The 23,253-nt window shown below is 65.6% G+C and carries 21 protein-coding genes; 10 read left to right on the top strand and 11 right to left on the bottom strand.

The annotated features are described in order from the left end of the window. Positions 1–206: 206 nt before the first annotated feature. The gene (gene leuA, locus CKJ85_RS10875; protein WP_095554325.1) at positions 207–2,042 is read right to left on the bottom strand and encodes a 2-isopropylmalate synthase; all 1,836 of its coding nucleotides are present in this window, start codon (positions 2,040–2,042) and stop codon (positions 207–209) included. Between the two features lie 215 nt (positions 2,043–2,257). Next, the gene (locus CKJ85_RS10880) at positions 2,258–3,109 is read right to left on the bottom strand and encodes a DMT family transporter (protein WP_095554326.1); all 852 of its coding nucleotides are present in this window, start codon (positions 3,107–3,109) and stop codon (positions 2,258–2,260) included. Between the two features lie 121 nt (positions 3,110–3,230). Here CKJ85_RS10880 and CKJ85_RS10885 point away from each other — a divergent pair, with 121 nt between their 5' ends. The 3 genes from CKJ85_RS10885 (at position 3,231) to CKJ85_RS10895 (ending at position 6,362) form a co-directional block, all read left to right on the top strand. Then, positions 3,231–4,496 carry an aspartate kinase gene (locus CKJ85_RS10885; protein ID WP_095275226.1) on the top strand — a complete coding sequence of 422 codons (1,266 nt, stop codon included), beginning with the start codon at positions 3,231–3,233 and terminating at the stop codon, positions 4,494–4,496. 52 nt (positions 4,497–4,548) lie between these two features. Further along, entirely contained in the window at positions 4,549–5,580 is a 1,032-nt protein-coding gene (locus CKJ85_RS10890; protein ID WP_095554327.1) for an aspartate-semialdehyde dehydrogenase, read from the top strand. 101 nt (positions 5,581–5,681) lie between these two features. After that, a complete protein-coding gene (locus tag CKJ85_RS10895) occupies positions 5,682–6,362 on the top strand; it encodes a hypothetical protein (RefSeq protein WP_143340200.1) in 681 nt (226 codons plus the stop codon). Positions 6,363–6,369: 7 nt separating this feature from the next. Here CKJ85_RS10895 and CKJ85_RS10900 read toward each other — a convergent pair whose 3' ends face one another. The 3 genes from CKJ85_RS10900 to CKJ85_RS10910 form a co-directional block, all read right to left on the bottom strand. Continuing rightward, the gene (locus tag CKJ85_RS10900; protein WP_233127052.1) at positions 6,370–7,815 is read right to left on the bottom strand and encodes a hypothetical protein; all 1,446 of its coding nucleotides are present in this window, start codon (positions 7,813–7,815) and stop codon (positions 6,370–6,372) included. Positions 7,816–7,931: 116 nt separating this feature from the next. Next, a complete protein-coding gene (locus CKJ85_RS10905; RefSeq protein ID WP_198947167.1) occupies positions 7,932–9,368 on the bottom strand; it encodes a hypothetical protein in 1,437 nt (478 codons plus the stop codon). 83 nt (positions 9,369–9,451) lie between these two features. Further along, positions 9,452–9,997 carry an RNA polymerase sigma factor gene (locus CKJ85_RS10910; RefSeq protein WP_095554329.1) on the bottom strand — a complete coding sequence of 182 codons (546 nt, stop codon included), beginning with the start codon at positions 9,995–9,997 and terminating at the stop codon, positions 9,452–9,454. An 81-nt stretch (positions 9,998–10,078) separates the two neighbouring features. Here CKJ85_RS10910 and CKJ85_RS10915 point away from each other — a divergent pair, with 81 nt between their 5' ends. The 5 genes from CKJ85_RS10915 (at position 10,079) to CKJ85_RS10935 (ending at position 15,330) form a co-directional block, all read left to right on the top strand. Then, positions 10,079–11,644, top strand: coding sequence for a catalase (locus CKJ85_RS10915; RefSeq protein WP_095554330.1), 1,566 nt, complete (start codon positions 10,079–10,081; stop codon positions 11,642–11,644). 143 nt (positions 11,645–11,787) lie between these two features. Beyond that, positions 11,788–12,729: an ABC transporter ATP-binding protein gene (locus CKJ85_RS10920; RefSeq protein ID WP_095554331.1), complete on the top strand. Its 942-nt coding sequence runs from the start codon at positions 11,788–11,790 to the stop codon at positions 12,727–12,729. Then, positions 12,726–13,535: an ABC transporter permease gene (locus CKJ85_RS10925; RefSeq protein ID WP_095554332.1), complete on the top strand. Its 810-nt coding sequence runs from the start codon at positions 12,726–12,728 to the stop codon at positions 13,533–13,535. Before CKJ85_RS10920 ends, CKJ85_RS10925 begins: the two co-directional genes overlap by 4 nt. 26 nt (positions 13,536–13,561) lie before the next feature. Further along, positions 13,562–14,725 (top strand): sensor histidine kinase, encoded by a 1,164-nt coding sequence (locus CKJ85_RS10930; RefSeq protein WP_095554333.1) that lies wholly within the window; start codon positions 13,562–13,564, stop codon positions 14,723–14,725. Next, positions 14,722–15,330 (top strand): response regulator transcription factor, encoded by a 609-nt coding sequence (locus tag CKJ85_RS10935; protein WP_095554334.1) that lies wholly within the window; start codon positions 14,722–14,724, stop codon positions 15,328–15,330. Before CKJ85_RS10930 ends, CKJ85_RS10935 begins: the two co-directional genes overlap by 4 nt. A gap of 3 nt (positions 15,331–15,333) precedes the next feature. On the opposite strand, the gene CKJ85_RS10940 is transcribed toward CKJ85_RS10935, so the two are convergent. The 6 genes from CKJ85_RS10940 to CKJ85_RS10965 are packed head-to-tail and all read right to left on the bottom strand — an operon-like array spanning position 15,334 to position 21,290. After that, a complete protein-coding gene (locus CKJ85_RS10940) occupies positions 15,334–15,672 on the bottom strand; it encodes a Na+/H+ antiporter subunit G (RefSeq protein WP_095546852.1) in 339 nt (112 codons plus the stop codon). Continuing rightward, on the bottom strand, positions 15,672–15,938 hold the full coding sequence (locus tag CKJ85_RS10945; protein WP_095535923.1) for a cation:proton antiporter: 267 nt from the start codon (positions 15,936–15,938) through the stop codon (positions 15,672–15,674). Before CKJ85_RS10945 ends, CKJ85_RS10940 begins: the two co-directional genes overlap by 1 nt. Before the next feature lie 3 nt (positions 15,939–15,941). After that, the gene (locus tag CKJ85_RS10950) at positions 15,942–16,406 is read right to left on the bottom strand and encodes a monovalent cation/H+ antiporter subunit E (RefSeq protein WP_095554335.1); all 465 of its coding nucleotides are present in this window, start codon (positions 16,404–16,406) and stop codon (positions 15,942–15,944) included. Between the two features lies 1 nt (position 16,407). Further along, a complete protein-coding gene (locus CKJ85_RS10955) occupies positions 16,408–17,946 on the bottom strand; it encodes a monovalent cation/H+ antiporter subunit D family protein (RefSeq protein ID WP_095554336.1) in 1,539 nt (512 codons plus the stop codon). Beyond that, positions 17,946–18,374 carry a cation:proton antiporter subunit C gene (locus CKJ85_RS10960; protein WP_095275212.1) on the bottom strand — a complete coding sequence of 143 codons (429 nt, stop codon included), beginning with the start codon at positions 18,372–18,374 and terminating at the stop codon, positions 17,946–17,948. The genes CKJ85_RS10955 and CKJ85_RS10960 overlap by 1 nt, the downstream gene beginning before the upstream one ends. Before the next feature lie 3 nt (positions 18,375–18,377). Continuing rightward, complete coding sequence (locus tag CKJ85_RS10965; RefSeq protein ID WP_095554337.1) at positions 18,378–21,290, bottom strand: DUF4040 family protein; 2,913 nt, start codon at positions 21,288–21,290, stop codon at positions 18,378–18,380. A gap of 95 nt (positions 21,291–21,385) precedes the next feature. On the opposite strand from CKJ85_RS10965, the gene CKJ85_RS12050 reads away from it, so the two are divergent. Then, positions 21,386–21,523 (top strand): hypothetical protein, encoded by a 138-nt coding sequence (locus tag CKJ85_RS12050; protein WP_158221647.1) that lies wholly within the window; start codon positions 21,386–21,388, stop codon positions 21,521–21,523. 20 nt (positions 21,524–21,543) lie between these two features. Then, positions 21,544–22,944 carry a hypothetical protein gene (locus tag CKJ85_RS10970; protein WP_095554338.1) on the top strand — a complete coding sequence of 467 codons (1,401 nt, stop codon included), beginning with the start codon at positions 21,544–21,546 and terminating at the stop codon, positions 22,942–22,944. The last annotated feature ends 309 nt before the right edge of the window (positions 22,945–23,253 follow it).

Genomic DNA, 23,253 nt, shown 5'->3' on the forward strand with positions numbered 1-23,253 from the left:
TGTGCCTGTTGAACAATCGTGTAATTTACGGGGTTTACGTGCAATAACGCGCGTTCTGCTAGAAATCGGCTGAGAGAGCGCCGGGAGGCGAGTGGTCCGACGTGCGTGAACCACTTAAGAGACTCGGGCACATACTCAGGATCCCCGAGCCGCGCCGCCACCCCCGAAGCGGGGCAGCAAAACGTTGGACTCGCGATGGTGATCGGCTACACGCCGCCAGCCTTTCCCGCAGTCAGGCCGCGGTTCACAGCCGAGGTGATCGCCTTGAGCGACGCGCGCGTCGTGGACGCGGCGATGCCAACACCCCAGGCTGTAGCTCCGTCGACGTCGGCGTAAATGTAGCAGACCGCGTCGGCGTCGTCGCCCGCCGTGCGCGAGCGCTGCGAGTAGTCCTGCACCTCAAAGTCGATGCCCAGGGACTCGAGCGCGTTTGCAAACGCGGCGATCGGGCCGTTGCCGGTGCCGCGCAGCTCGTGGCGCTCGCCCTTATAGTCCACCGTCACCTGGACCGCGGAGTCGTCGTCCTCCGCGACCGCGCCGGTGACCTCGTAGTCCACCAGTTCCAGCGGGGAGTCCAGGTCCAGGTAGGCGCCGGCGAAAATGTCCCACATGTTCTTGGAGTTGACCTCGCCGCCCTCGCTGTCGGTGATGTTCTGCACCACCGCGGAGAACTCGGGCTGCATCGCCTTCGGCATGTTGATGCCGTGGTCCGTCTTCATAATGTAGGCCACGCCGCCCTTGCCGGACTGCGAGTTCACGCGGATCACGGCCTCGTAGGTGCGGCCCACGTCCTTCGGGTCGATGGGCAGGTACGGCACCTCCCACACCGTGTCGCGCAGCTCCTCCCAGGTGACATCGTTGGAGGAAGCGTTCGGGTGCACGCGCTGCGCCAGCGCGTCCAGGCCCTTATTAATCGCGTCCTGGTGCGAGCCGGAGAAGGCGGTGAAGACCAGGTCGCCGCCGTACGGGTGGCGCTCCGGGACGCGCAGCTGGTTGCAGTACTCCACGGTCTGGCGGATCTTGTTGATGTCCGAGAAATCGATCTGCGGGTCCACGCCCTGCGTGAGCATGTTCAGGCCCAGGGTGACCAGGTCCACGTTGCCGGTGCGCTCGCCGTTGCCAAACAGGCAGCCCTCGATGCGGTCGGCGCCGGCCAGGTAGCCCAGCTCGGCGGCGGCAACGCCCTCGCCGCGGTCGTTGTGCGGGTGCAGCGACAGGATGATGGACTCACGGTGCGCCAGGTTCCGGTGCATCCACTCGATGGAATCGGCGTACACGTTCGGGCTGATCATCTCCACCGTGGACGGCAGGTTGATGATCATCGGGTCCGCCGGCGTCGGCTCCATGACGTCCACGACCGCGTCGCAGACCTCCTTGGCAAAGTCCAGCTCGGTGCCCGTGTAGGACTCCGGCGAGTACTCCCAGCGCCAGCGAGTATCCGGGTAGTCCTCCGCGATGGACTTGATCAGCTCGGCTGCATCGGTGGCCAGCTTCTTAATTGCCGGGCGGTCTTTGCGGAAGACCACCTCGCGCTGCAGCTTAGAGGTGGAGTTGTAGAAGTGGACGATGACGTTCTTCGCGCCCTCGCAGGCCTCGAAGGTGCGGCGGATCAGGTGCTCGCGCGCCTGCACCAGGACCTGGATGGTCACGTCCTCTGGGATCATGTTCTTCTCAATGATCTCGCGCACGAAGTCGAAGTCTGTCTGCGAGGCTGACGGGAAGCCTACCTCGATCTCCTTGTACCCCATCTCCACCAGCAGGTTGAACATGCGGCGCTTGCGCTCGGGGCTCATCGGGTCAATCAGCGCTTGGTTGCCGTCGCGCAGGTCCACGGCGCACCACTGCGGCGCGACCGTGATCTTCTTGTCCGGCCAGGTGCGGTCCGGCAGGGTGATGTCCTCAACTTCTTCGGCGAACGCCAGGTACCGGTCCGCCGGCATCTGGGACCCGCGCTGCTTGTTCCACGCCGGCTGGCCCTCGTTCTTGGGGCCGTTTGGGGTCTGGATCTCGCGGGGTACGTAAAAGTCGTTGGCGTTGCTCATTGGTCTTCCTTCCACGGGTGGGCGTTTGCACTATTCACGGCCGGCAAACACGAACTCCGCGACGGGGTGCCGGCCGTGTTAGTGAAGGGCCTGATTCCCGCCGCGGCGTAGAAGGAGTAGCTGCCTGTGTGACATGCCAGACATCTTACATAGCCCAGCTCCTGTGTCACGCGGATCACATATTTATATGCAGGGGGTGCTTATCGACGCCACCGCTACCGAATACTCACGCGCGTCACCATCGCCGCGCTGAACAGCATGCCCGCGATGAGCAGCACCATCGCTGTCCAACCGAGGGCCCCGGACAGCGAGAACTTTTCGCCCAAAAGTACAAGTCCCAAGGTCAGAGCCACGAGCGGCTCGACGACCTTCATCGCCGGCAGCGTGGTCGCGAGCTTGCCCGCGCCGAAGGCGAACTGCTGCACGACGGTGCCGATCACGGCGCAGGCGAGCATGGCCCAGAACTGCCAGGAGGCGAGGATGCCCAGGACGCCGCCGTGGACGTAGGCGTCCACGGCCACCTTGGAAAACACGGCCAGGTAGCCGAAGATGGCGCCGCAGAGGATGCCAAAGGCGAGGCTTTGGACGGCCGCGGAGTAGGCGCGGGCGAACGCGAACGTCGAAAAGAGCCCCACGAGCCCGATGCCGACGGCGGTGAGCCACTCCCAGGTGTGCGGCGCGCGCTCGCCGGGCAGCGGGCGGCCGACGACGACCACGACGCCGACGAACACGGTGAGCAGGATGGCCCAGAACGAGGTGGCGGCGGACATGCGGCGGCGCTCGACACGCGCGGAGAGCAACAGCGTGAGCATGAGGGAGAGCACGAGGACTGGCTGCACGACGAGCAGTGAGCCGAACGCGAGCGCGACCGCTTGGAAGCCGTACGCCGCGAGCGCGAGCGCGAGGGAGAACCACCAGGCGGGGCGCTTGAGGGCGCTGAGCGGGGAGTCATTGACCTCCCCTTGGTCGCGTCCGGCGCGCAAGATTTGGTGGCGCCAGACGGTGCCCACCGCGATCAGGAGCGCGGACGTGAATGCGAAGCCGACCGCAAGATAGTTGTTGTGCACGCAGAATTATATTAGTGCGATACCTCGAATCGTGAGTTTTCGCCCGCTAAGGTTGGATGACGGGTTTGCAACGTTTGCGCGGCCCCAGAATTGTCACCTGAATGGAAGGCGTACAACACCAATGGCACTGATCGTCCAGAAGTACGGAGGCTCATCCCTCGAAAGCGCGGAGCGGATCCGCGCCGTCGCTGAGCGAATCGTTGCCACGAAGAAGGCCGGGCACGACGTCGTCGTGGTGTGCTCCGCAATGGGCGACACCACCGATGAGCTCCTGGACCTCGCCGCGGAGGTCAACCCGACCCCGCCCGCGCGCGAGATGGACATGCTGCTCACCGCGGGCGAGCGCATCTCCAACTCGCTGGTGGCCATGGCAGTGGCCTCGTTCGGCGTGGACGTGCGCTCCTTCACCGGATCCCAGGCCGGCGTGATCACCACCGAGCGCTACGGCAACGCGCGCATTATAGAGGTCACCCCGGGCCGCGTGCAGGAAGCGGTGGACGAAGGCAAGGTCGCCATCGTCGCTGGCTTCCAGGGTGTGAACCGCGATACGCGCGACATCACCACCCTGGGCCGAGGCGGGTCCGACACCACCGCGGTGGCGCTCGCTGCGGCGATGAACGCGGACGAGTGCGAGATCTACTCGGACGTGGACGGCGTGTACACCGCGGACCCGCGCATTGTCTCGGACGCCCGCAAGCTGGACAAGCTCTGCTTTGAGGAGATGCTCGAGCTGGCCGCGTCCGGGTCGAAGATTTTGGTGCTGCGCAGCGTCGAGTACGCGCGCGCGTTTAACGTGCCCATGCGAGTCCGCTCGTCTTACAGTAACGACACCGGCACTCTCGTCGCCGGAGCATTGGAGGATATTCCCATGGAAGAAGCAGTCCTGTCCGGCGTCGCCACCGATAAGTCGGAGGCAAAGATCACGGTGCTCGGCATCCCGGATACCCCGGGCGAGGCCGCGAAGATCTTCCGCACGCTCGCGGACGCGGAGATCAACATCGACACCGTGCTGCAGAACATCTCCACCCGCGAGGAGAAGAAGACGGACATCACCTTCACCCTCCCGGTGGCGGACCGCCCGCGCGCCATGACCCTGCTGACCAAGCTGCAGCAGGACGAGGGGTGGACCGACGTGACCCACAACGATGAGATTGGCAAGGTCTCCCTTGTCGGCGCGGGCATGAAGTCGCACCCTGGAGTCACCGCTGACTTTGCCGAGGCGCTTCGCGACGCCGGCGTGAACATCGAGATGATCAACACCTCAGAGATCCGCATCACCGCCGTGATCCGCGAGTCCGAGCTAGACAACGCGTGCCGCGCCATCCACGATCGCTTCGACCTCGGCGGCGACGAGCCGGCCGTGGTCTACGCCGGCACCGGCCGCTAAGCTCACGCCACACCGTATATAACCGCAACGCTTTCAAGGAGCTGTTTTCCCCATGACCACCATCGCCGTCGTCGGAGCAACCGGGCAGGTCGGGCGCGTAATGCGCACCATCCTCGCGGAGCGCGATTTCCCGGCAGACACCGTCCGCTTCTTCGCCTCCCCGCGCTCTGCGGGCAAGAAGCTGGACTACCGCGGCACCGAGGTGGTCGTGGAGGACCTGACCCAGGTCACCGAGGACTCCGTCAAGGACATCGACATCGCCCTGTTCTCCGCCGGTGGCTCCACCTCCAAGGAGTGGGCCCCGGTCTTCGCCGCGGCTGGTGTGAAGGTCGTGGACAACTCCTCCGCGTGGCGCAAGGACCCCGAGGTTCCGCTCATCGTCTCCGAGGTCAACCCGGACGACGCGAAGACCCTGCCCAAGGGCATCATTGCCAACCCCAACTGCACGACCATGGCGATCATGCCGGTGGCGAAGGCGCTGCATGACGCAGCCTCGCTCACTACCATGCGCGTCGCCTCCTACCAGGCCGTTTCCGGTTCTGGCCTAGCGGGTGTGGAGGCCCTGGCGGGCCAGGTCGCGGAGATCGGCGACCGCAACACCGAGCTCACCCTGGACGGCTCCGTGCTCGCCCCTGAGGACCTCGGCCCCTACGTCGCCCCGATCGCCTACAACGCGGTCCCGCTGGCGGGCAACCTTGTTGACGACGGCACCGAGGAGACCGACGAGGAGCAGAAGCTGCGCAACGAGTCCCGCAAGATCCTGGGGATCCCCGAGCTCAATGTCGCCGGCACCTGCGTCCGCATCCCGGTCTTCACCGGCCACACAATGGTGGTCCACGCCGAGTTTGCCAAGGCGATCACGCCCGACGAGGCGCGGGCCGTGCTTGCGGACGCGCCGGGCGTCTCCGTTGTGGACGTGCCCACGCCGCTCGACGCCGCGGGCAAGGACGAGTCCCTGGTTGGGCGCATCCGCCAGGATCAGACAGTTGAGGGCAACCGTGGCCTGATCTTCGTCGTTTCCGGCGATAACCTGCGCAAGGGCGCGGCGCTGAACACGATCCAGATCGCCGAGCTGCTGGTGTAGCAATACGGTCGTCCTGCGATAGGTCACGAGCAGGGCGACAAACGGTTGCAATTCCATAAAGAGAGTTGCCTGTAGCTGAGATTTCGCCAAAAATGGTGGCTATGAGTATTCGACGCCGACGCAACCGTGCCCAATTCGCGGCACACGCAGCAGTCGGCGCTCTGCTCCTGGGGGCTATGGGGGCCGTCACGCCAGCGCCTGGCGCGCTGGCGGCGGAGACGGGCAAGTGGTCGAACACCACGATCAAACCCGGCCAGACGCTGTTCTTGGTAACGGCGAAGGAGAGCGGGGCGTCGCTGCGCATGAATTCTGAAGACCCAAGCACGCTGCCCGCGGGCTGGAGCGCCATTTCCCGGCCGAACGGGCTGCGCCTTGCCGCGCCGCAGTCCGCCAATGGAAGCGATTACGCCACGGTCCAGGTGACGGAGGGCGGCGCCGTGGTTGATGAGTTCAAGGTGCGCCTGGACACCAGCGGCACCGGCAAGCGCGCCCGAGCCACCGTCACGTCCACGCTGGCGCCCGCGCCGGAAACCAGCGAACGCAAGCAAGAACAGGACGAAAAAGCCCCCGCGACAAGCGCGGGGGAGCGTCCGACCCCGACCCCCGTGGCTGCGCAGCCCGTCGCGGTGGTGGCTACCTCGGAGGTGCCCACGACCTCGGCTGAGCCGACCAGCGAGACGGCGGTACTGCCCGCCGCGCTACCGGGATCCGAGACCGGTGCGGCGTCCGAGGGCTGGTTCAGCGGGATCGTGTCCCGCGTGAACAGCCTCTTTGACCGCTAGGCGGCCGCTACAGGCGGGTGCTGCCGTTCCCGTTGCCCGTGTCGGCGTCGTCGCCGGCCTCGGCCTCCTCGGCCTCCTCCTTGGCAATCATGTCGTCCACGGTGGTGTCGTTCCACGGCTCGTCCGGGTTCTTGGCGTACTCCTCCTTGGACTGCGGCTCCGTGTAGGACACGTAGACCACGTCGCCGTCGGGGTCCTCGGGGTCGTATTCGACCTCGTCGTCGTCGATAAGCTCCTGGCCCACCTCGTCCTCGAGGGCCTCGGTGAACTCCTCCTCCTCGATGACGGATTTGCTGGTCAGGTATTCCAGCTCCTTCTCATCGTTCTTGGTAAAGCGCTCGCGCGGATCCAGCTTGAGGCGGGTCAGCTCGAGGGCGCGACGGCGGCGGTTGCCCTCCTTGCGCAGCTTCTGGGCGCCGCGCAACCATGCCGCAGCGACGACGACGATGAGCAGGATGCCAATGTAGCCCAGGACCGGGTAGACGTACGCAACCAGCGTCTTAAAGCCGACGAAGGAGAGCGCGAAACCGACCAGGCAGGTCACGCTGAAGATGATCGGGTACTTATCCTCGCGGCCGCGCGAGAGGCGCTTGCCCAGCGCGTAGAACATGCCCATCGCGGTGGCGAAGATCATGCCGAAGACCACAAGCGCCATGATGGTGCCCAGGATCGGGTTGATGTCATTGATCAGGGTCAGCATCGGCATGTCCTCGCCGGAGACCGTGTCAATCTTGACCATCAGCGCGGTGGCCAGCAGCATGAGCATGACCAGGTAGCCCATGCCGCCAATGAAGCCGCCCAGGCCCGCGGCGCGGGTGTCCAGGTAGTTACCGCCGATCACGAGGGCCATCGAGACCACGCACATCACGTTGAGGCCCGTGTAATTCAGCGCCGCCATCCACCAGTTCGGCAGGGTGGTGTTGACCTGCTCTGCGGACATGTTGATGCTGTGCCAGTCAATGTCGGTGGTGATGAGGGTGTACGAGCAGCCGAAGATGACAAAGGCCAGCAGGAACGGGGTGAGCGAGCCGATCGCGGCCGTCACCTTGTCCACGTCGAGCATGCCCACACCCAGTACGAGCGCGAGCATGAGCACCGCGCCGATCCAGACGGGGATGCCAAACTGCTGGTTCAGGTTCGACCCCGCACCGGCGAACATGACGAAGCCGATGGAGAACAGGGTGGTGATGGTAGCGATGTCCAGAATCCAGGACATCACCTTGCTGGAAATATTTCCCAGCACTTCCATGTGCTCGTTGGCCTGGAAGTACGACCCGAGCTGGAGGATGGACACGCCGGCGATGAGCATGAGCACGGAACCGAGGATGGCGCCGTAAATGCCGTCAGTGCCGAACGCCGAGAAGTACTGCATTGCCTCCTGGCCGGATGCGAAACCCGCGCCAACTACCACGCCGATAAAGGCGAAGGAGATACCTATTGCGTTTTTAAGCATGAAATCTTTCCGTAAGAAATCAGGAATGTTCGGATAAACCTTTGCAATAGTATCGTCATTTGCTCTCAATGGCAGTTAAGCGGGGAGCATGCTTTGCGACGCCACGCTGCCCACAGCTACCGCTCGCTGACGACAGTGCTGCCGCCGTCCTCCCGCTCCGCCTCGTCGTCGGCCCACTGAGCCGCGAGGTCTTCCTCGCTCGGGTTGCCCTTCCACGGCTCGTCAGGGTGCTTGGCGTAGTCCTCCTTGGATTGCGGGTCCGTGTAGGTGACGTAGACCACGTCGCCGTCTCGGTCCTCGGGGTCGTATTCGACCTCGTTGTCGTCGATAAGCTCTTGACCCACCTCGTCCTCGAGAGCGGCCTCGAGCTCCTCGTTGTCCACGATGGAAGCCTGGATGATGTAGTTCAGTTCCTTCTCATCGTTTTTGGTAAATCGCTCGCGGGGGTCGAGCTTCAGGCGCATGAGCTCGCGGGCGCGGCGGCGGCGATTCCCTTCCTTGCGGAGCTTCTGCGAGCTGCGCAGCCACGCGGCGGCGAGGACAGCGACGAGCAGGATGCCCAGGTAGCCCAGGATCGGGTAGACCACGGACACCAGCGTCTTGAAGCCGACGAAGGAGAGCGCAAAGCCGATCAGGCAGGTGGTGATGAAGATGGGGCGGAACCGCTCCTGGCGGCCGCGGGCCAGGCGCTTGCCCAGCGCGAAGAACATGCCGAGTGCGGTGGCGAAGATCATGCCGAAGATGACCAGGGACATGATGAAGCCGAGGACCGGGTGGATGTTGGTGATAAGGGTGAGCATGGGCATGTCATCGCCCGCGATGCTGCCCACCGCGGCGAGCAGACCGCAGGACAGCAGGAGCAGCATGACGAGGTAGCCCATGCCGCCGAGGAAGCCGCCCAGGCCCGCGGCGCGCGTGTCCAGGTAGTTGCCGCCAATAACCAGGGCCATGGAGGCGACGCAGATGGCGTTGAGTCCCGTGTAGTTCAGAGAGGAGATCCACCAGTTGGGCAGTGTGGTGGAAACCTCCTGGGCCTGCACGTTGAGGTTGGACCAGTCGAGGTCGCTGGTGCACAGGGTCCAGATGCAGCCGAAGATGACAAAGAACAGCAGCAGCGGGGTCACGGCGCCGACTGCGGCGGTGACCTTGTCCACGTCCATCATGCCGATGACCAGCACGAGCGCGAGCATGAGCGTCGCGCCGATCCACACCGGCCAGCCGAACTGCTGGTTCAGGTTGGCGCCCGCGCCGGCGTACATGACAAAGCCGATGGAGAACAGGGTGGTGATGGTGGCGATGTCCAGGATCCAGGACATGACCTTGCTGGACACGCTGCCCAGCACCTCCATGTGCTCGTTGGCCTGGAAGTACGAGCCGAGCTGGAGGATGGAGACGCCGGCGATGAGCATGAGCGCGGAGCTTAAGGCCGCGCCCCAGATGCCCTGCGTGCCGAACGCGATGAAGTACTGCATTGTCTCTTGCCCGGAGGCAAAACCGGCGCCGACGAGGACGCCAATGAACGCGAAGGCAATGCCAATGGCGTTTTTGAGCATGGGAGGCTCACTACTTTCAAGAATGTTCGTATGATTTCCGCACACAAGTGTAGCGTGATCTAGCTCACCGTGTGTGATCGTGCTTATTCCGACTCGGTGTGGTGAATGAGGTCACGCCTCGCGCGTGCGACGCGGGAGCGGATCGTGCCAACGCGCACGCCGGTGATCTCCGCCGCCTCCTCGTAGGTGTAGCCCAGGACTTGGGTCAGCACGAGGGCTTCGCGGCGCTCGGGGCGGAGGCTGTCGAGGAGGAGGCGGGCGTCGATAGCCTCTGACCAGGCGTTCGCATCATCGGGGCTGGCTTCCTGCGCGGCCACTTCGTCGTACTCGGCGGCCGATTTGCGTGGCCGCGCCATGTCGTGGCGCACCGAGTCGACCCACGCGCGACGCGCGAGCGAGAGCAGCCAGGTGCGTGCCGACGAACGCGCCTTGAACCGAGGGAGCGAGCCGAGGACGCGCAAGTACGTCTCCTGGGTGAGGTCGTCGGCGTGCTCGGCGCCGGCAAGGTGGGCGAGCAGCCGCCAGACGTCGTCTTGTGTGGCGGCGATAAATTGGGTCAGCGCGGCCTTGTCACCGCGACCCGCTTTGAGCGCGAGGTCGGTGACGTAGGCGTCGTTAGTGCTGCTCACGAATGCTTAGGCTACCAGCGCGCGCGAAATTCCCTAGGCTTGGCGGGGCACGTGCTACCGACAGTCAAGGAGGAGCCACCAGTGGTTGAGAAGAGCAAGGCAGAAGACATCGTTGCCAAGGGCGAGCGCCCCGCGGGCAACGGCCGCACCACCGAGTTGAGTGGGCAGCCGGTCGCCTCGGAGCACCTGTCGATCGTCCAGGGTCGTCGTGGGGCCAATGTGCTTAACGACGTCCACCTGATTGAGAAGCTGGCCCACTTCAACCGGGAAAACGTGCCGGAGCGTATCCCGCACGCGAAGGGCCACGGCGCCTTCGGCGAGCTGCACATCACCGAGGACGTGTCGAAGTACACCAAGGCGAAGCTGTTTCAGCCCGGCACCGTGACCCCGATGGCGGCGCGCTTTTCCACCGTCGCCGGTGAGGCCGGCTCCCCGGATACTTGGCGCGACGTCCACGGCTTTGCGCTGCGCTTCTACACCGAGGACGGCAACTACGACATCGTGGGCAACAACACTCCGACGTTCTTCATGCGCGATGGGCTAAAATTCGCCGACTTCATCCACTCTCAGAAGCGTCAGCCCAACTCCGGCCTGCGCGACGACGAGATGCAGTGGGACTTCTGGACCCGCACGCCTGAGTCCGCGCACCAGGTGACCTACCTGCTGGGCGACCGCGGCACCCCGAAGACCTCCCGCCACCAGGACGGCTTCGGCTCCCACACCTTCCAGTGGATCAACGAGGAAGGCACCCCGGTGTGGGTGAAGTACCACTTCAAGACCCGCCAGGGCTGGGAGTGCTTCACCGACGAGGAGGCCACCGAGAAGGCGGGCACCGACCCGGACTTCCAGCGCGAGGACCTCTTCAACGCCATCGCAGACGGCGACTACCCGATCTGGGACGTGAAGGTCCAGATCATGCCGTTCGAGGAAGCGAAGGACTACCGCTTCAACCCCTTCGACCTGACCAAGACCTGGTCGCAGAAGGACTACCCGCTCATCCCCGTCGGCTACTTCGTGCTTAACCGCAACCCGAAGAACTTCCACGCCCAGATCGAGCAGCTCGCGCTCGACCCGGCCAACCTGGTCCCGGGTGTTGGCCTGTCCCCGGACCGCATGCTGCAGGCCCGCGTGTTCGCCTACTCCGACCAGCAGCGCTACCGCATCGGCGCGAACTACAAGGACCTGCCGGTCAACCGCCCGCTCAACGAGGTGAACACCTACTCCGAGCGCGGCAGCATGGCGTACTTCTTCAACGAGGAGAACGAGCCGAACTACGTGCCCAACCGCACCGAGAAGGGCGCCGGCTACCTGGACAACAACGAGGATTCTTCCTCCAACTTCACCGACTACGGCCAGGCGGAGAACCTCTACGTCAACCCGGATCCGGAGGGTACTGGCCTGGTGCGCGACGCTTACGTCAAGCACGCCGAGGACGACGACTTCGGCCAGGCCACCACGCTCTACCGCGACGTGTTCGACGACGCGGCCAAGGAGCGCTTCGTGCACAACATCACCAACAAGATGATGGCAATCAAGAACAAGGACGTTGAAGAGCGCGTCTACGCCTACTGGGGCAAGGTCGACGCTGACCTGGAGACCAAGGTCCGCGAGTCCCTGGCCAAGAAGCGCGCCGAGCAGGAGAAGTAACTCCTCTTTCGCTGCGTAAGCCAGCGTAAGCCACATGCCCGTTTAGTCTGCGGCCGCAGACTAAACGGGCATGACTTTTGTCATGTGCAATCGGTGACAAACGCTTCTACCAGCCGGGATGCATATTCGGCAGGGTAGAAGTCATGGAAAACGTCATCGAAGTAGATAATTTGCAACGCCGGTACGGCGAGTTCACCGCAGTCGACGGCATCAGCCTCCATGTCGCCCGCGGCGAGGTGTACGGCCTGTTGGGCACCAACGGTGCGGGCAAGACGTCCACGCTGGAAATCCTGGAGGGGCTCGCCGCACCGAGCGCGGGCGAGGTGCGCGTCTTGGGGATGGACCCGGTGGCAGACCGGGTGCGCCTCCGCCCGCACACCGGCATCATGCTGCAGTCCGGTGGGCTGCCGCGCGCCCTTTCCGTGGAGGAAACGTTGACCATGTGGGCGGGCACGTGCACCGCCCCGCTGCCAATCGACGACGTGCTGGCAGATGTCCAGCTGACGCATAAACGTGAGGTGACAGTCGGGGCGCTGTCAGGCGGCGAGCAGCGGCGCCTTGACCTTGCCTGCGCGCTGCTGGGAAGTCCGGACGTGGTGTTCTTAGATGAGCCGACGACCGGACTCGACCCTGAGTCCCGCCGCCGCGTGTGGGAGCTGCTGCGCGGACTGAAGGACCGTGGGGTGACGATTGTGTTGACCACGCACTACCTCGAAGAGGCCGAGTTCCTCTGCGACCGCATCGCGATTATGCACGGCGGCCGCATCGAGGTCGAGGGCACGACCACGGAGTTAGCGAGCACGGTGCCCTCCACCATCGAGTTCGTACTGCACAGCACATCAGCCCCTGCGCTGCCAAACCTTCCCGGGGCGCTGGTGCACAGCACCGACATTTCCGAGGGCACGAAAGTATCGGTGCACACTTCCAGACTGCAGGACGACGCCTCCGCAATCCTGCAGTGGGCGCGCGAGCGGAACCTCGAACTGGCCCAATTTGTAGCGCAGCCCGCGAACTTGGAACGAGTCTTCCACAGTGTCGCAGCAACGCAGCGTACCCACACCACCCGAAAGGATGAAGCAGCATGAGCACGACCACGATGAACCCCACGAACCACGCCGCGCGCAGGCTGCGGGCCCTCGGCCGCGCCGAGTGGCTGCAGTTCACCCGCAACCGGCTGCTTGTCTTCGCCGGCCTCGTTTTCCCGCTACTGTTGCCACTCTTCCTGTGGTTGGTCGGGGACCAGTCGGTGGGGTCGACCGCGGCGGCATCTGAGGTGTTCGTGTTGTTCGCGCTGAGCTTCGGCGTGTTCTATCCCGCGCTTTCCATGGCGGTGACCAGGCGCGACGAGGGGGTGCTCAAGCGTCTGCGCACGGGCGAGTCCCGCGACTGGGAGCTTCTGACTGCCATTTGTCTCCCGCTTGCTGCGCTCACCCTCGTGCTGGCGGTCATCGTGGTAGTCGCGTTTTCGAGCATGTCCATGGTGCTGCCGATTGACCCGCCGGTACCCCACGTGTGGCCGAAAAACCCGTTGATCATGGTGATTGCGATGCTGCTCGGCGTGGCGGTCTCCCACGGGTTGGCCATGCTGACCAGTCGTTTTACCCAGAACGCGGAAGGCGCGCAGATCACGTCGATGCCGGTACTGATGCTCGTGATCTTCTCGCAGACCGGTATACGTGAGCACCTTCCGGAGTCCCTTGCCAACTTCATCGACCGGACACCCTTTGTGCTGGCAAGCGACGTCTTTCGCGATGGTTGGGTCGGCGAAGGCTCGTTCGCTTCGCTGCTGGCAGGCGCGGCAACGCCGATGCTCCTGCTCGCGGTGTGGGCCGCGGTGCTGATCTCGGTGGGGTATCGGCGCATGCGCTGGGAAACGCACCGCGAGGTGTGAGACCACTGCTACGCTCGGAGCACACTATGACGCAAACACCGCCCCGCACCTCGGCGAAGCAGCCAGAACCGAAGTACTCGTCGCGGTTCCTCACGCTCAACCGCTGGTCGCTCATAGGGATGCTGTGGCTGTTCGTCGGGACCTTTTCCTCGGTCATTGTGAGGCGCTCGGGGGCAACCCTCGCCGAGACGTTCGTTGGCGTGGGCATTGCGGTGCTGGCGAGTCTTGTCGGGACGGTGGTGCTGAAAACCAGGCCAGAGTTGCGTCTGGAGGCGCGCGAGCACAGCAGCGGCTGGCTGCGGTGGGGGATGCTCGCCCACCTTATTGTCTTGGCGGTGTGCGCGGTGGTGCTCCTCTTTGGCCCGGCGGAGTGGAAGGCGGCCTCAGCGATCGCGGTCGGGGCGGCGTTCTTTAGCATCCAGCTTGCCTTCCTGCCCTTCATGGCCAAGCAGCGGATGTGGACGACGCTTGCCCTCGCGTGCGCGCTCGCGAGCGTATTCCTGTTCGGCTCGGTGGAGATCGCTGCGATCGTTGTGGTGTACAGCATCGCGTGCGTGGTCATGGTCCCCTTCACCACGTGGTTTTCCCGCGCGATCATTGAAACGGAGCGCGCCCGCCGTCTGGAGTCGCAACTCGCCGCCGCGGAGGAGCGTCTGCGCATGTCGCAGGATCTCCACGACACCATGGGGCAACATCTTGCGGCGCTGACGATCAAGTCGCAGCTTGCGCTCGCGCTCGCCGAGCGCGATGATCCGCGCGTGCCCCAGGAACTGCGTGAGCTGCACCAGCTCACGCAGCGCGCAGCCGTCGATATGCGCAGTGTGGTGAACAACTATCGGACCCCGGACCTCGCCACCGAGCTCGAAAGCGCGAAGCAGGTGCTCGGCGGCGCCGGGGCCGAGGTTTCCATGGCCGGAACCAGCCACAACGTGCGCCCGGACCTGCGGGTGACCGCCGCGTGGTTCGTGCGCGAGACCACGACCAACATCTTGCGCCATTCCCAGGCCACGGCGGTGTCGATTGCGCTGCAGTCGGACGCGATCACTGTGGTGAACAACCATCCGCGCCCTGGAGAGGGGAGCGGTACAGGCTTGGAGGGGCTGCGTCGGCGGGCGGCGGCGCATGGGGCGTCGATAAGCGTGGAGCGAACAGCTGAATGCTTCCGCGTGCGACTGGAGGTGGGCGCATGATCAGGGTCGCGCTGATTGATGATGAAACGTTGGTGGCCGATTCCCTCGCCATGCTCATCGGCTTGGAGGAGGACATTGACGTGCTGCACGTCGCTTACTCGGGCGCGGGATTCCTCGAGTGGTGGCGGTCGCTGCCCGCCGCCGCGCGCCCGGATGTAGTGGTCACCGACCTGCAGCTTGGGCAAGGTGGGGCGGATGGCATTGAGGTCGCCTCGCTTATCGACGCCCACGTGGTCGTCGTCACCAGCCACGCGCGGCCAAGCGTTGTCCGGCGGGCCCTCGACTCTCAAGTGCTCGGCATCTTGCCCAAAACGGCCGCGGCCGGCGAGCTCGCTGCGGCGGTCCGTGCGGCGCACGCAGGCAAACGCTACATCGACCCGGAGCTGGCAGCCGCCACGATTGCTGCCGGGGAATCGCCGCTGACTGCGCGGGAGGCCGAGGTGCTCGAACTGGCGGGCCAGGGCGGGTCTATCGAGGCGATCGCCAGCGCAGCGCACCTGGCCACCGGCACAACGCGGAACTACATCTCTTCCGGCATCGCAAAGACCGGGGCGGAAAACCGCTTCGAGGCGTACACCATCGCCCGCGAACGCGGCTGGCTGTAGCGCCTACTGCGGCACGTTGCGCGAGGTCTTGTCCTTCGGGTCCACTACGGTGACGCCGTGGATGGCGCGGCCGATGACGAAGGAGCCGACGGAACCGATGATCCACACGCCGGCGATGGCCAGGATCGCGCGGATGAAGGCGTTGATGCTGAATCCCTCGGCGGACCAGCTCATCAGCAGGTTCGCCACGATCAGCAGCGGGAAGGCGAGGCAGACGAGGGGACCGAGCAAGTTCGCGCGGGTGAGCGCGTCGGGGGCGCGCAGCTGCAGGGAGGCGGTGGCCACCACGAAGATGGTGGAGATGATGACCAGGACAGCGACGATGATTTCGATGATGCTCATTAGCGGCGTCCTCTCGAGATGATGCGGGCCATGGAAATGGTGGGGATCACGCCGCAGACCAGGGCGGCCAGGACGGCGATCTCGTAGGTGATCATGCTCTGGTTGAACAGGGTCCACACCAGGTAGATGGCGATCATGGCGTAGAACACAAGGTCCGCCAGCACCGAGCGGGAGAGCTCGTCTGTGGTGACGATGATCTTGGCCAGGCCCGCGAGGAGGCTCAGCGCCATAATGACGATGCAGACGGTCATGATGGTCTGGAACATGGGTTAGTCCATCCTTTCTGCGGCGGGCAGTTGCTCGGCGTGCTCCTGGTCAAGGTCGGGGCCCAGGTGCGCATACGGCTTCCACAGGACCTTGGAGGCGTCGAGAGGCGTGTCCTTAAGCTCCGGTTTGAGGTGTTCCTCCATGTCGGCGAGGTCCTCGATGACGCCGAGGGGGTCGTCGCCAAACGCGGCCTGCACGATGAGCAGGTCGCTCCCGCCCTCAGACGCCGCGTGGCGGAACCCCAGCGAGAGCGTGCCCGGGGTGGCGGTGATGGACGTGGAGAACCAGAAGCGCTCCCAGTCGGTGCGCACCCGCATGGGGTAGAAGATCACGCAGGGGTGCAGGCCGGAGTCTGGTTTGAAGGCGGCGACGGTAGCGTCGATGCCCGCGGCGTAGATTTCCTTGATCAGCCAGGCGCCGTATCCGATCGCGTGGCCGATGCGTTTCAGTGCAGATTGCTGTGCCATGTTAGTGCTGGCCTCCCTGCAGCGAGTCGAGGTCGGGGATACCGATCGGGTCGGTGCCCAGAACGGCGGTGGAGTAGGCGTCGACGTCCAGAAGGTCGTCGACAGCCGAGGTGGTGATGCCCCACAGCTGGCCCGCGCCGATGAACATCACCAGCGAGAGCACGATCAGCGCGAGCGACGGAAGCAGGAACTTCCAGCGCACGTTGAGCGCGTCCGGGTATTGCTGCATCGGGCGGCCCCAGAACACTTCCTTCCACACGCGCATCATGGACAGCAGCGCGCCGAAGGAGGCGATGATGATGGCGGCGATGACCACCCAGGTGCGCCAGTCGTGCGCGCTGGCGGCGGCCATCGTGATGGTCACCTTGCCAAACAGACCCGAGAACGGCGGGAAGCCGACGATGGAGAAGGCGCCGGCCGCGAAGACGGTTGCGGTGAAGGGGTCGCGCCGGGCCAGGCCGGAGAGCTTGCCGATAGCGCCGGTGCCGTAAGTCTCCTCGATAGCGCCCGAGTTGAGCACGAGCGAGGCGACGGTGATCATGTGGTGCAGCGTGTAGATCAGGCCGGCGGCCAGCGCGTAGCGCGCGTCCGCACCCGCGCTGGTAAACGCCAGCATGATGAGGATGAACGGCATACCGTTGACCATCTGGTAGGCCAGCACGCGGCGGATCGTGTGCTCGCCCAGGCCCGCGAAGCCGCCGATGAGCATGGAGATCACCATGACCGCGATGATCAGGGTGTTCCAGCGCGGGTCCATGTCAAAGATGACGACCCAGATGCGGAAGAGCATGTACACGGCCACCTTGGTGTGCAGCCCCGAGAAGAGGCCCATCACCGCAGCGCTTGACGACGGATACGTCCTGGGCAGCCACGTGTGGACCGGGAAGACACCCGCCTTGGCGGCGATGGCGATGACCACCAGGCCCATCGCCACGGTGACCGGGCCGTTGCCGGCCGCGGCGCCGCGCAGGGCGGCGATGTTCACCGCGCCCGCGACGCCGTAGAGGTAGCCAACGCCCATCACGAGCATCGTGGATGCGGCCAGGTTGACCAGCACGAAGGCGCGCGCGGAGAGCAGGCGGCTGCGCGTACCCGTCATGGCGATCAGGCCGTAGGAGGGCAGCAGCATGACCTCGATCATGACGAAGAAGTTGAACAGGTCGGCGGTGAGCAGCGCGCCGGAGACGCCGGTGATCAGCACGAGGGTGAGCGGCGTGTAGAACCGGGCCTGCGTCTCGCCCGCGGCGATTGCGAACCAGTTGGCGGTCAGCGCCACGATCATGGTGGTCACGATCATCACGGCCGAGAACTGGTCGGCGGCGAAGGAGATGCCCACGCCGCCTTGGTAGAGGCCGATGACGTGGGAGATCGTGCCGTGGGAGGCGGTGTAGGTGTAGAGCCACACGCCGAGTCCCAGGTTGATGGCTGGGATGAGGAGCGAGAGGGCGTCGTTAAGCGTCTTGCTCGGGCACAGCGCGGTGACGGCCGCGACGATGAGGGGCAGGGCGACAAAGACGGGGAGGATCGCGTCGACTGACATCAGTTGTTTGCCTCCAGCTTCTTCGGGTTGAGGCGTGAGTTGCGGCCGGCGGTGGACAGGGCGGACGGGGAGAGCTGGTTCGGGTCGAACTGCTCGCCCTCGCGGGACTTGCCCACCGTCTTGGGCACGTCGAAGGTGTCATCGTTCTTGCCCAGCGACGCGAGCATGAGCATGATCGTCGTGGTGGCCATCGCGATGACGATGGCGGTGAGGACGAACGCCTGCGGCAACGGGTCAGAGAGGTCGTCGAACGCGGTGCGCGACGGGAACGCCTCGCCGCGCCAGGCGCCGACCCCCGTGGCCAGCAGGGTGAGGTTGGAGGCGTGGCCCAGCAGCGACATCCCGAAGACGACGCGAACCATGCCGCGCTGCATCACGAGGTAGACGGCGCCGGCCACGAGGACTGCGACAGAAAGTGCCATGACCATGGTTTATAGCTCCTTTGTCTGCATAGGCTTGGGGTTGTCGGCGGGGTTGAGCGGGGCCGGGTGTGCGTCCACCGCGTCCTCCGGCTCCTCCGGGGCTGGCACGTCCGGGAGCGGGTTTTCCGGCTCGTCGCGGGTGTAGTCCAGGTTGTCGCGCTCGGTGCCCGGGCGGAGGTAGCCGCCCAGCGCGTTGATGGCCTGGGTGACCATGCCGAGCACGGCGAGGTAGATGCCGAAGTCGAAGATCAGGGACGTCGTCATATGCTCCCCGGCGATCTCGCCGTGGATGGCGTACATGAAGCCGCCCTCGAGGAAGCCGAGGAAGCCGGAGCTGATGGCGATGATGATGCCCCAGCCGGTCAGCGCGATCGGGGTGAACGGCTTGACCACCTCGGTGTCCGCGCCGCGCGACAGGTAGTTCAGGCCGAACGCCGTGGCCAGCACCAGGGCGGCGACGAAGCCGCCGCCGGGCGCGGTGTGGCCGCGGAAGAAGATAAGCACGGACAGGACGACGAGGATCGGCACGACCAGGGCCGCGCCCTTTCGCACGGGCAGCGAGTTGAACTGCGACTGGCCGAACGGGCGCGGGCGGGTGCCCGCCTCGAACATGTGGCGCGGCATGGACTGGGTTACCGCGGCGATGACCACGGCGGCCATGCCCAGCACGGAAAGCTCGCCGAGGGTATCAAAGCCACGGAACTCCACGATGATCACCGCGACGATGTTGTCCGCCCCGGTGACCTCGCCGCCCTCGGTGAGGTACCAGAGTGCCAGGTCCGAGCGGTCGTGGCGGCCGAGCAGCCCGTAGACGCCAAAGAAGGCGACCACGCCGGCGATGACCGCGAAGATGGCGGCGAAGAGCTTGCGCCGGTTGTTGGTCTGCGGGAACATGCGCGGCTGGTAGCGCAGCACCACCATGATGACGATGACGGTGAGCGACTCCACCAGGAACTGGGTGAGCGCCACGTCGGGCGCCCCCAGCATGAGCATCTGCAGCGACATGCCCACGCCCGCAGTGCCCAGCAGGACCGCGGAGGCGAGACGGGAGCGGGTGAGCACCATGCCCACCACGGACAGGGCGATGATGGAGAACGGGATGAGGTCCCACCACACGTCGATGCCCTCGGCGCGCGGTGCGAGCGGCATGCCGTCGACGCCGTCGGTACCCAGGAGGGTGGTAAGCCCAAGCAGGACCACCAGGGTGAGGATGGGCAGCAGGTGGCGCGACGGGTTGAAGCCGTTGGCCATCTGCCCCAGGCCCCTGCCCACGGCACCCAGCCCGGAGACGGTGGCGGCGAGGAGGTCGTTGCCGCTGGTGGGCAGCAGCTGCTTGTTCTCTACCGAGGCGAACATGCTGCGGCGGGCGAACGCAACGAGCGCGATGCCGATGACCAGCACGGCCATGGAGACGATGAACGGTGCGTTCACGCCGTGCCATAGCGCCAGGTGGGAGTGGTACTCGGTGTTGCCCGTGATCGTGTGGACCGCGGCGTCGAGCGGGCCGTCGACCCAACCGAGTAGGAAGGGCACGACGAGCGACATCGCGCCGGGCAGCGCGGCGGGCAGCCAGAGGCTGACGGGCGCCTCGTGGACGCCGCGCATGTCCTTCGGGCCGTCGAAAAACGCCCCGAACACGATCTTGGCGGAGTAGATGAAGGTGAGCAGCGCGGCGAAACCGGCGATGAGCAGCAGCGCCATGCCATACTCGGTGTCCTCGAACGCGGCGAGGATGGACTCCTTGGAGATGAAGCCGAACAGCGGCGGGATCGCGGCCATGGAGGCGGCCGCGATGACGGTGGAGGCGAAGGTGAACGGCATCTTGTCCCACAGCTTGCCCAGGCGGCGCATGTCGCGCGAGCCCGCCTCGTGGTCCACCACGCCGATGAGCATGAAGAGGGAGGACTTAAACAGCGCGTGCGCGAGCGTGTGCGTGAGCGCCGCGGCCAGCGCGATCGGGGTGCCCACGCCGATGGCGGCGACGATCCAGCCCAGGTGGGAGACCGTGGAGTAGGCGGTCAGGTGCTTGAGGTCCGTCTTGGTGATGGCAAACAGCGCGCTCATGATCGCGGTGCCCAGGCCGACCACGAGCAGCAGCCAGTTCCACGCGGCGACGTCGGAAAAGATCGTGGAGAAGCGCAGCAGCAGGTAGATGCCGGCCTTCACCACGGCCGCGGCGTGCAGGAACGCGGAGACCGGCGTGGCCGCGGCCATCGCCTCCGGTAGCCAGAAGTGGAAGGGGAACTGCGCGGCCTTGGTAAAGCCGGACACCGCCACCAGGATGGCAACGGTGGTGGTCAGGCCCGGGTTCTCGCGCCACACATCCGACGCGAGCACCTCCGTCAGGCGCGTGGTGCCAGTGCTTATCGACGCCACCGCCAACGCCGCCAGCAGCGTCAACCCACCAAAGAACGTGAGCATCAGCGTGCGGTAGGACCCGGCCTCGCCGCCGGACCCGGAGCGCGCGATGAGCAGGAAGGAGGCGATGGACACCAGCTCCCAGCCGATGAAGAGCACCACCGTGTCATTGGCCAGCACGAGCAGCAGGACCGAAAGCGTAAACGCCGTCATGATGGTGTAGAAGCTCGTGTTGCCGTCCCGCTTTGGCAGGTAGGCGGCCGAGTACGCCATCACGACCGTGCCGATGACCAGGGCGAGCAGCGCGAAGAAGATGCTCAACCCGTCGGCGCGCAGCGCAAACGATACGGCGCTGCCTTCCCCGAGGATGTCGCGGGCCCAAGTCACCTCCCACTCAAGGGGCTGCCCGTCGGCGACGCCCGGGAACTCTCGCCCAAGGACGACGGCGGCGGCCGCGAGGATCAGCGCGATCGGGTAACCGGCTTTGCGGTCCATCGCGCGCACGAGAATGGGTGACAGGATCACTGTCGCCGCAACTAATGCGAGCACGACAGGGAGCGTCATGGTGAACCCTCTCCAAAACATAGGTGGCCAATTCGTGTGCGCCTGCCACGGTGAGCCGATCCGGGCAGCGCACACGCGCGCAGAGCCACCCAGCCGTGGCGACAACACCTGAAACGGTACCAGGCAGTTTTGATGAACCTGCAACAGCGCTGAATCGCACCTTATTAATGGTGCTGCTGCGCGTGGGCGTCGAAAAGCGCGTTTCGGTGCGCCGCACCCAGTCACGCCAGTAACTCGGGTTACATTGAGTTGCATGAAATGGCGATTCTGTTGTGCCGTCCTTGTCCTCATCGTCGGCGTGTTCCTGCCCTTAAGCCCCGCGAGTACGTGGACCCGCTCCGGCGACGACACCACCGGTGCCCCGGCCGTGGCGCCCGGGCAGGACGGGTTGGTGGAGGCTCGCAAGGCGGCCGGCGAGGCCAGCGCGCAGGCCGGTTTCCTCACGCAGGGCACCGGGCAGCTTGTCGACGGAGTGTCCCAACTCGACACCTCCTCGCAGGAATTGATCAACGCGATCGCCGCCGCCCAAACCGGCTCGCAGGAGCTGTCCAACGGCATGGTCCAACTGCAGGCGGGCACCGGCCAACTGGCGGGCGGCGCCACCCAGGTCGCCGACGCCATCGGGGGAGTGGCCGACCAGGTCGCGGGCTTCGACGCGGTACGCGGACAGGTCGTGGCTACCATCGACCGCACCCTGGAGTCCACCAAGGACGCGAAGGACCCGGAGGTGAAGGAGGCCCGGACAGCGCTCGAGGGGCTGCGGGGACAGGCGGAGACCGCCCAGCTGCCGCCCGAGATGCTGGGCCAACTCGAGGAGTTGCGCAAGGGATCACGCGACGTGGCCAACCAGCTCTCCGTGCCCGGGTACGCCTACCACGACGGCATCTACTCGGCCGCCAACGGAGCCGCCGAGCTTGCCAACGGCCTGACCACGCTCAACGACCAAGCCTCCGGCGCCACCGACGGCGTGACGCAGCTGCAGGAGGGCGCGGCCAAGATCGACGAGATGGCCAACAAGACCTCAGACCAGATCGCCGCCGTCCGCAAGGCGATGCCGGCTGCGGCTGGTGCTAACTCAGGTGCGGCTGGTGCTGGTGCTCGTGCTTCCGAAGCTCCGGCGCCGCGATCCACGCTCGCACCGGTCGCGGCGATGCTGATCGCGGCGCTGGTCATGCTCGGCGGCACCGCCACGGGCGCGGCCGCGCGCCTCGCCCCGGCCCGCCGCTGGTGGATCCTCGGGCTCGGCAGCCTGTTCGTCGCCGCGGCCGGCGGCGCCCTCGTCGCAGTCCTGGGCAGCGGTCTTACCGCCGCGACCGCCGGGCTGCTCGCGCTCGGCCTGGTTGTCGGTGCGGCCTCGAGCGCCGGGCTTACCGACGTGCTGGGCGCCGCCTTCGGTACCCGTGTCGGCCTGCCCATCGCGGGCGTCCTCGCCGTGGCACAAGTCGGCCTGGTCGGCTGGCTGTGGAGGACCGCATCCACCGCACCGGTTGGCAAGGTCTGGGAGTACGCCGCCGGCGCAACCCCGATGCACTGGACGACGGCGAGCCTGTCTGCCGCCGGCAACGGGGGCTCTACCACAGCGCTGTGGGCCGGCATGTGCGCTGGTCTCGTCCTTGCTGTGGTGTCGTTCGCCGGCGCGAAGGGGCGCGGATAAGCAAAGGTGCATACCGTGTGTTACGCTTTGCTGGCTCATTCCAAGTAATAGGGGCTTGGAAATGAGTGGTCTCCTTTCGCCCCACTGGGGTGAAATGGGTTAGGGATGGGATGGACCCCGCCAGGACGCTTCGCGCGGCCGGCGGGGTCCTCTTTTTGCACGGCGAACGCTGGCGGTGGGGCGGGTTAAGCGACAAAATGTGTGCTTTTCTCGGCGTGTCGACTTAAGCGACAAAATGTGTGCTTTTTTGGGGGTGGGATGGGTGGTTTTTGGGTGTGTTGTGCTGGGGTTATGTTCGTCCTGCCCAGC

The organism is Corynebacterium sp. NML 150383, assembly GCF_002285085.1.
Taxonomy (GTDB): Bacteria; Actinomycetota; Actinomycetes; order Mycobacteriales; family Mycobacteriaceae; genus Corynebacterium; species Corynebacterium gottingense.

Excerpts from the sequence above, each read along its gene's own strand:
- CKJ85_RS10955 (WP_095554336.1), bottom strand. The coding sequence starts at position 17,946 with ATGTCAGTCGACGCGATCCTCCCCGTCTTTGTCGCCCTGCCCCTCATC.
- CKJ85_RS10900 (WP_233127052.1), bottom strand. The coding sequence starts at position 7,815 with ATGCTTAAAAACGCAATAGGTATCTCCTTCGCCTTTATCGGCGTGGTA.
- CKJ85_RS10895 (WP_143340200.1), top strand. The coding sequence starts at position 5,682 with ATGAGTATTCGACGCCGACGCAACCGTGCCCAATTCGCGGCACACGCA.
- CKJ85_RS10970 (WP_095554338.1), top strand. The coding sequence starts at position 21,544 with ATGAAATGGCGATTCTGTTGTGCCGTCCTTGTCCTCATCGTCGGCGTG.
- CKJ85_RS10965 (WP_095554337.1), bottom strand. The coding sequence starts at position 21,290 with ATGACGCTCCCTGTCGTGCTCGCATTAGTTGCGGCGACAGTGATCCTG.
- CKJ85_RS10905 (WP_198947167.1), bottom strand. The coding sequence starts at position 9,368 with ATGCTCAAAAACGCCATTGGCATTGCCTTCGCGTTCATTGGCGTCCTC.
- CKJ85_RS10930 (WP_095554333.1), top strand. The coding sequence starts at position 13,562 with ATGACGCAAACACCGCCCCGCACCTCGGCGAAGCAGCCAGAACCGAAG.
- CKJ85_RS10925 (WP_095554332.1), top strand. The coding sequence starts at position 12,726 with ATGAGCACGACCACGATGAACCCCACGAACCACGCCGCGCGCAGGCTG.
- CKJ85_RS10960 (WP_095275212.1), bottom strand. The coding sequence starts at position 18,374 with ATGGTCATGGCACTTTCTGTCGCAGTCCTCGTGGCCGGCGCCGTCTAC.
- CKJ85_RS10935 (WP_095554334.1), top strand. The coding sequence starts at position 14,722 with ATGATCAGGGTCGCGCTGATTGATGATGAAACGTTGGTGGCCGATTCC.
- CKJ85_RS10890 (WP_095554327.1), top strand. The coding sequence starts at position 4,549 with ATGACCACCATCGCCGTCGTCGGAGCAACCGGGCAGGTCGGGCGCGTA.
- CKJ85_RS10920 (WP_095554331.1), top strand. The coding sequence starts at position 11,788 with ATGGAAAACGTCATCGAAGTAGATAATTTGCAACGCCGGTACGGCGAG.
- CKJ85_RS10945 (WP_095535923.1), bottom strand. The coding sequence starts at position 15,938 with ATGTTCCAGACCATCATGACCGTCTGCATCGTCATTATGGCGCTGAGC.
- CKJ85_RS10950 (WP_095554335.1), bottom strand. The coding sequence starts at position 16,406 with ATGGCACAGCAATCTGCACTGAAACGCATCGGCCACGCGATCGGATAC.
- CKJ85_RS10940 (WP_095546852.1), bottom strand. The coding sequence starts at position 15,672 with ATGAGCATCATCGAAATCATCGTCGCTGTCCTGGTCATCATCTCCACC.
- leuA (WP_095554325.1), bottom strand. The coding sequence starts at position 2,042 with ATGAGCAACGCCAACGACTTTTACGTACCCCGCGAGATCCAGACCCCA.
- CKJ85_RS10885 (WP_095275226.1), top strand. The coding sequence starts at position 3,231 with ATGGCACTGATCGTCCAGAAGTACGGAGGCTCATCCCTCGAAAGCGCG.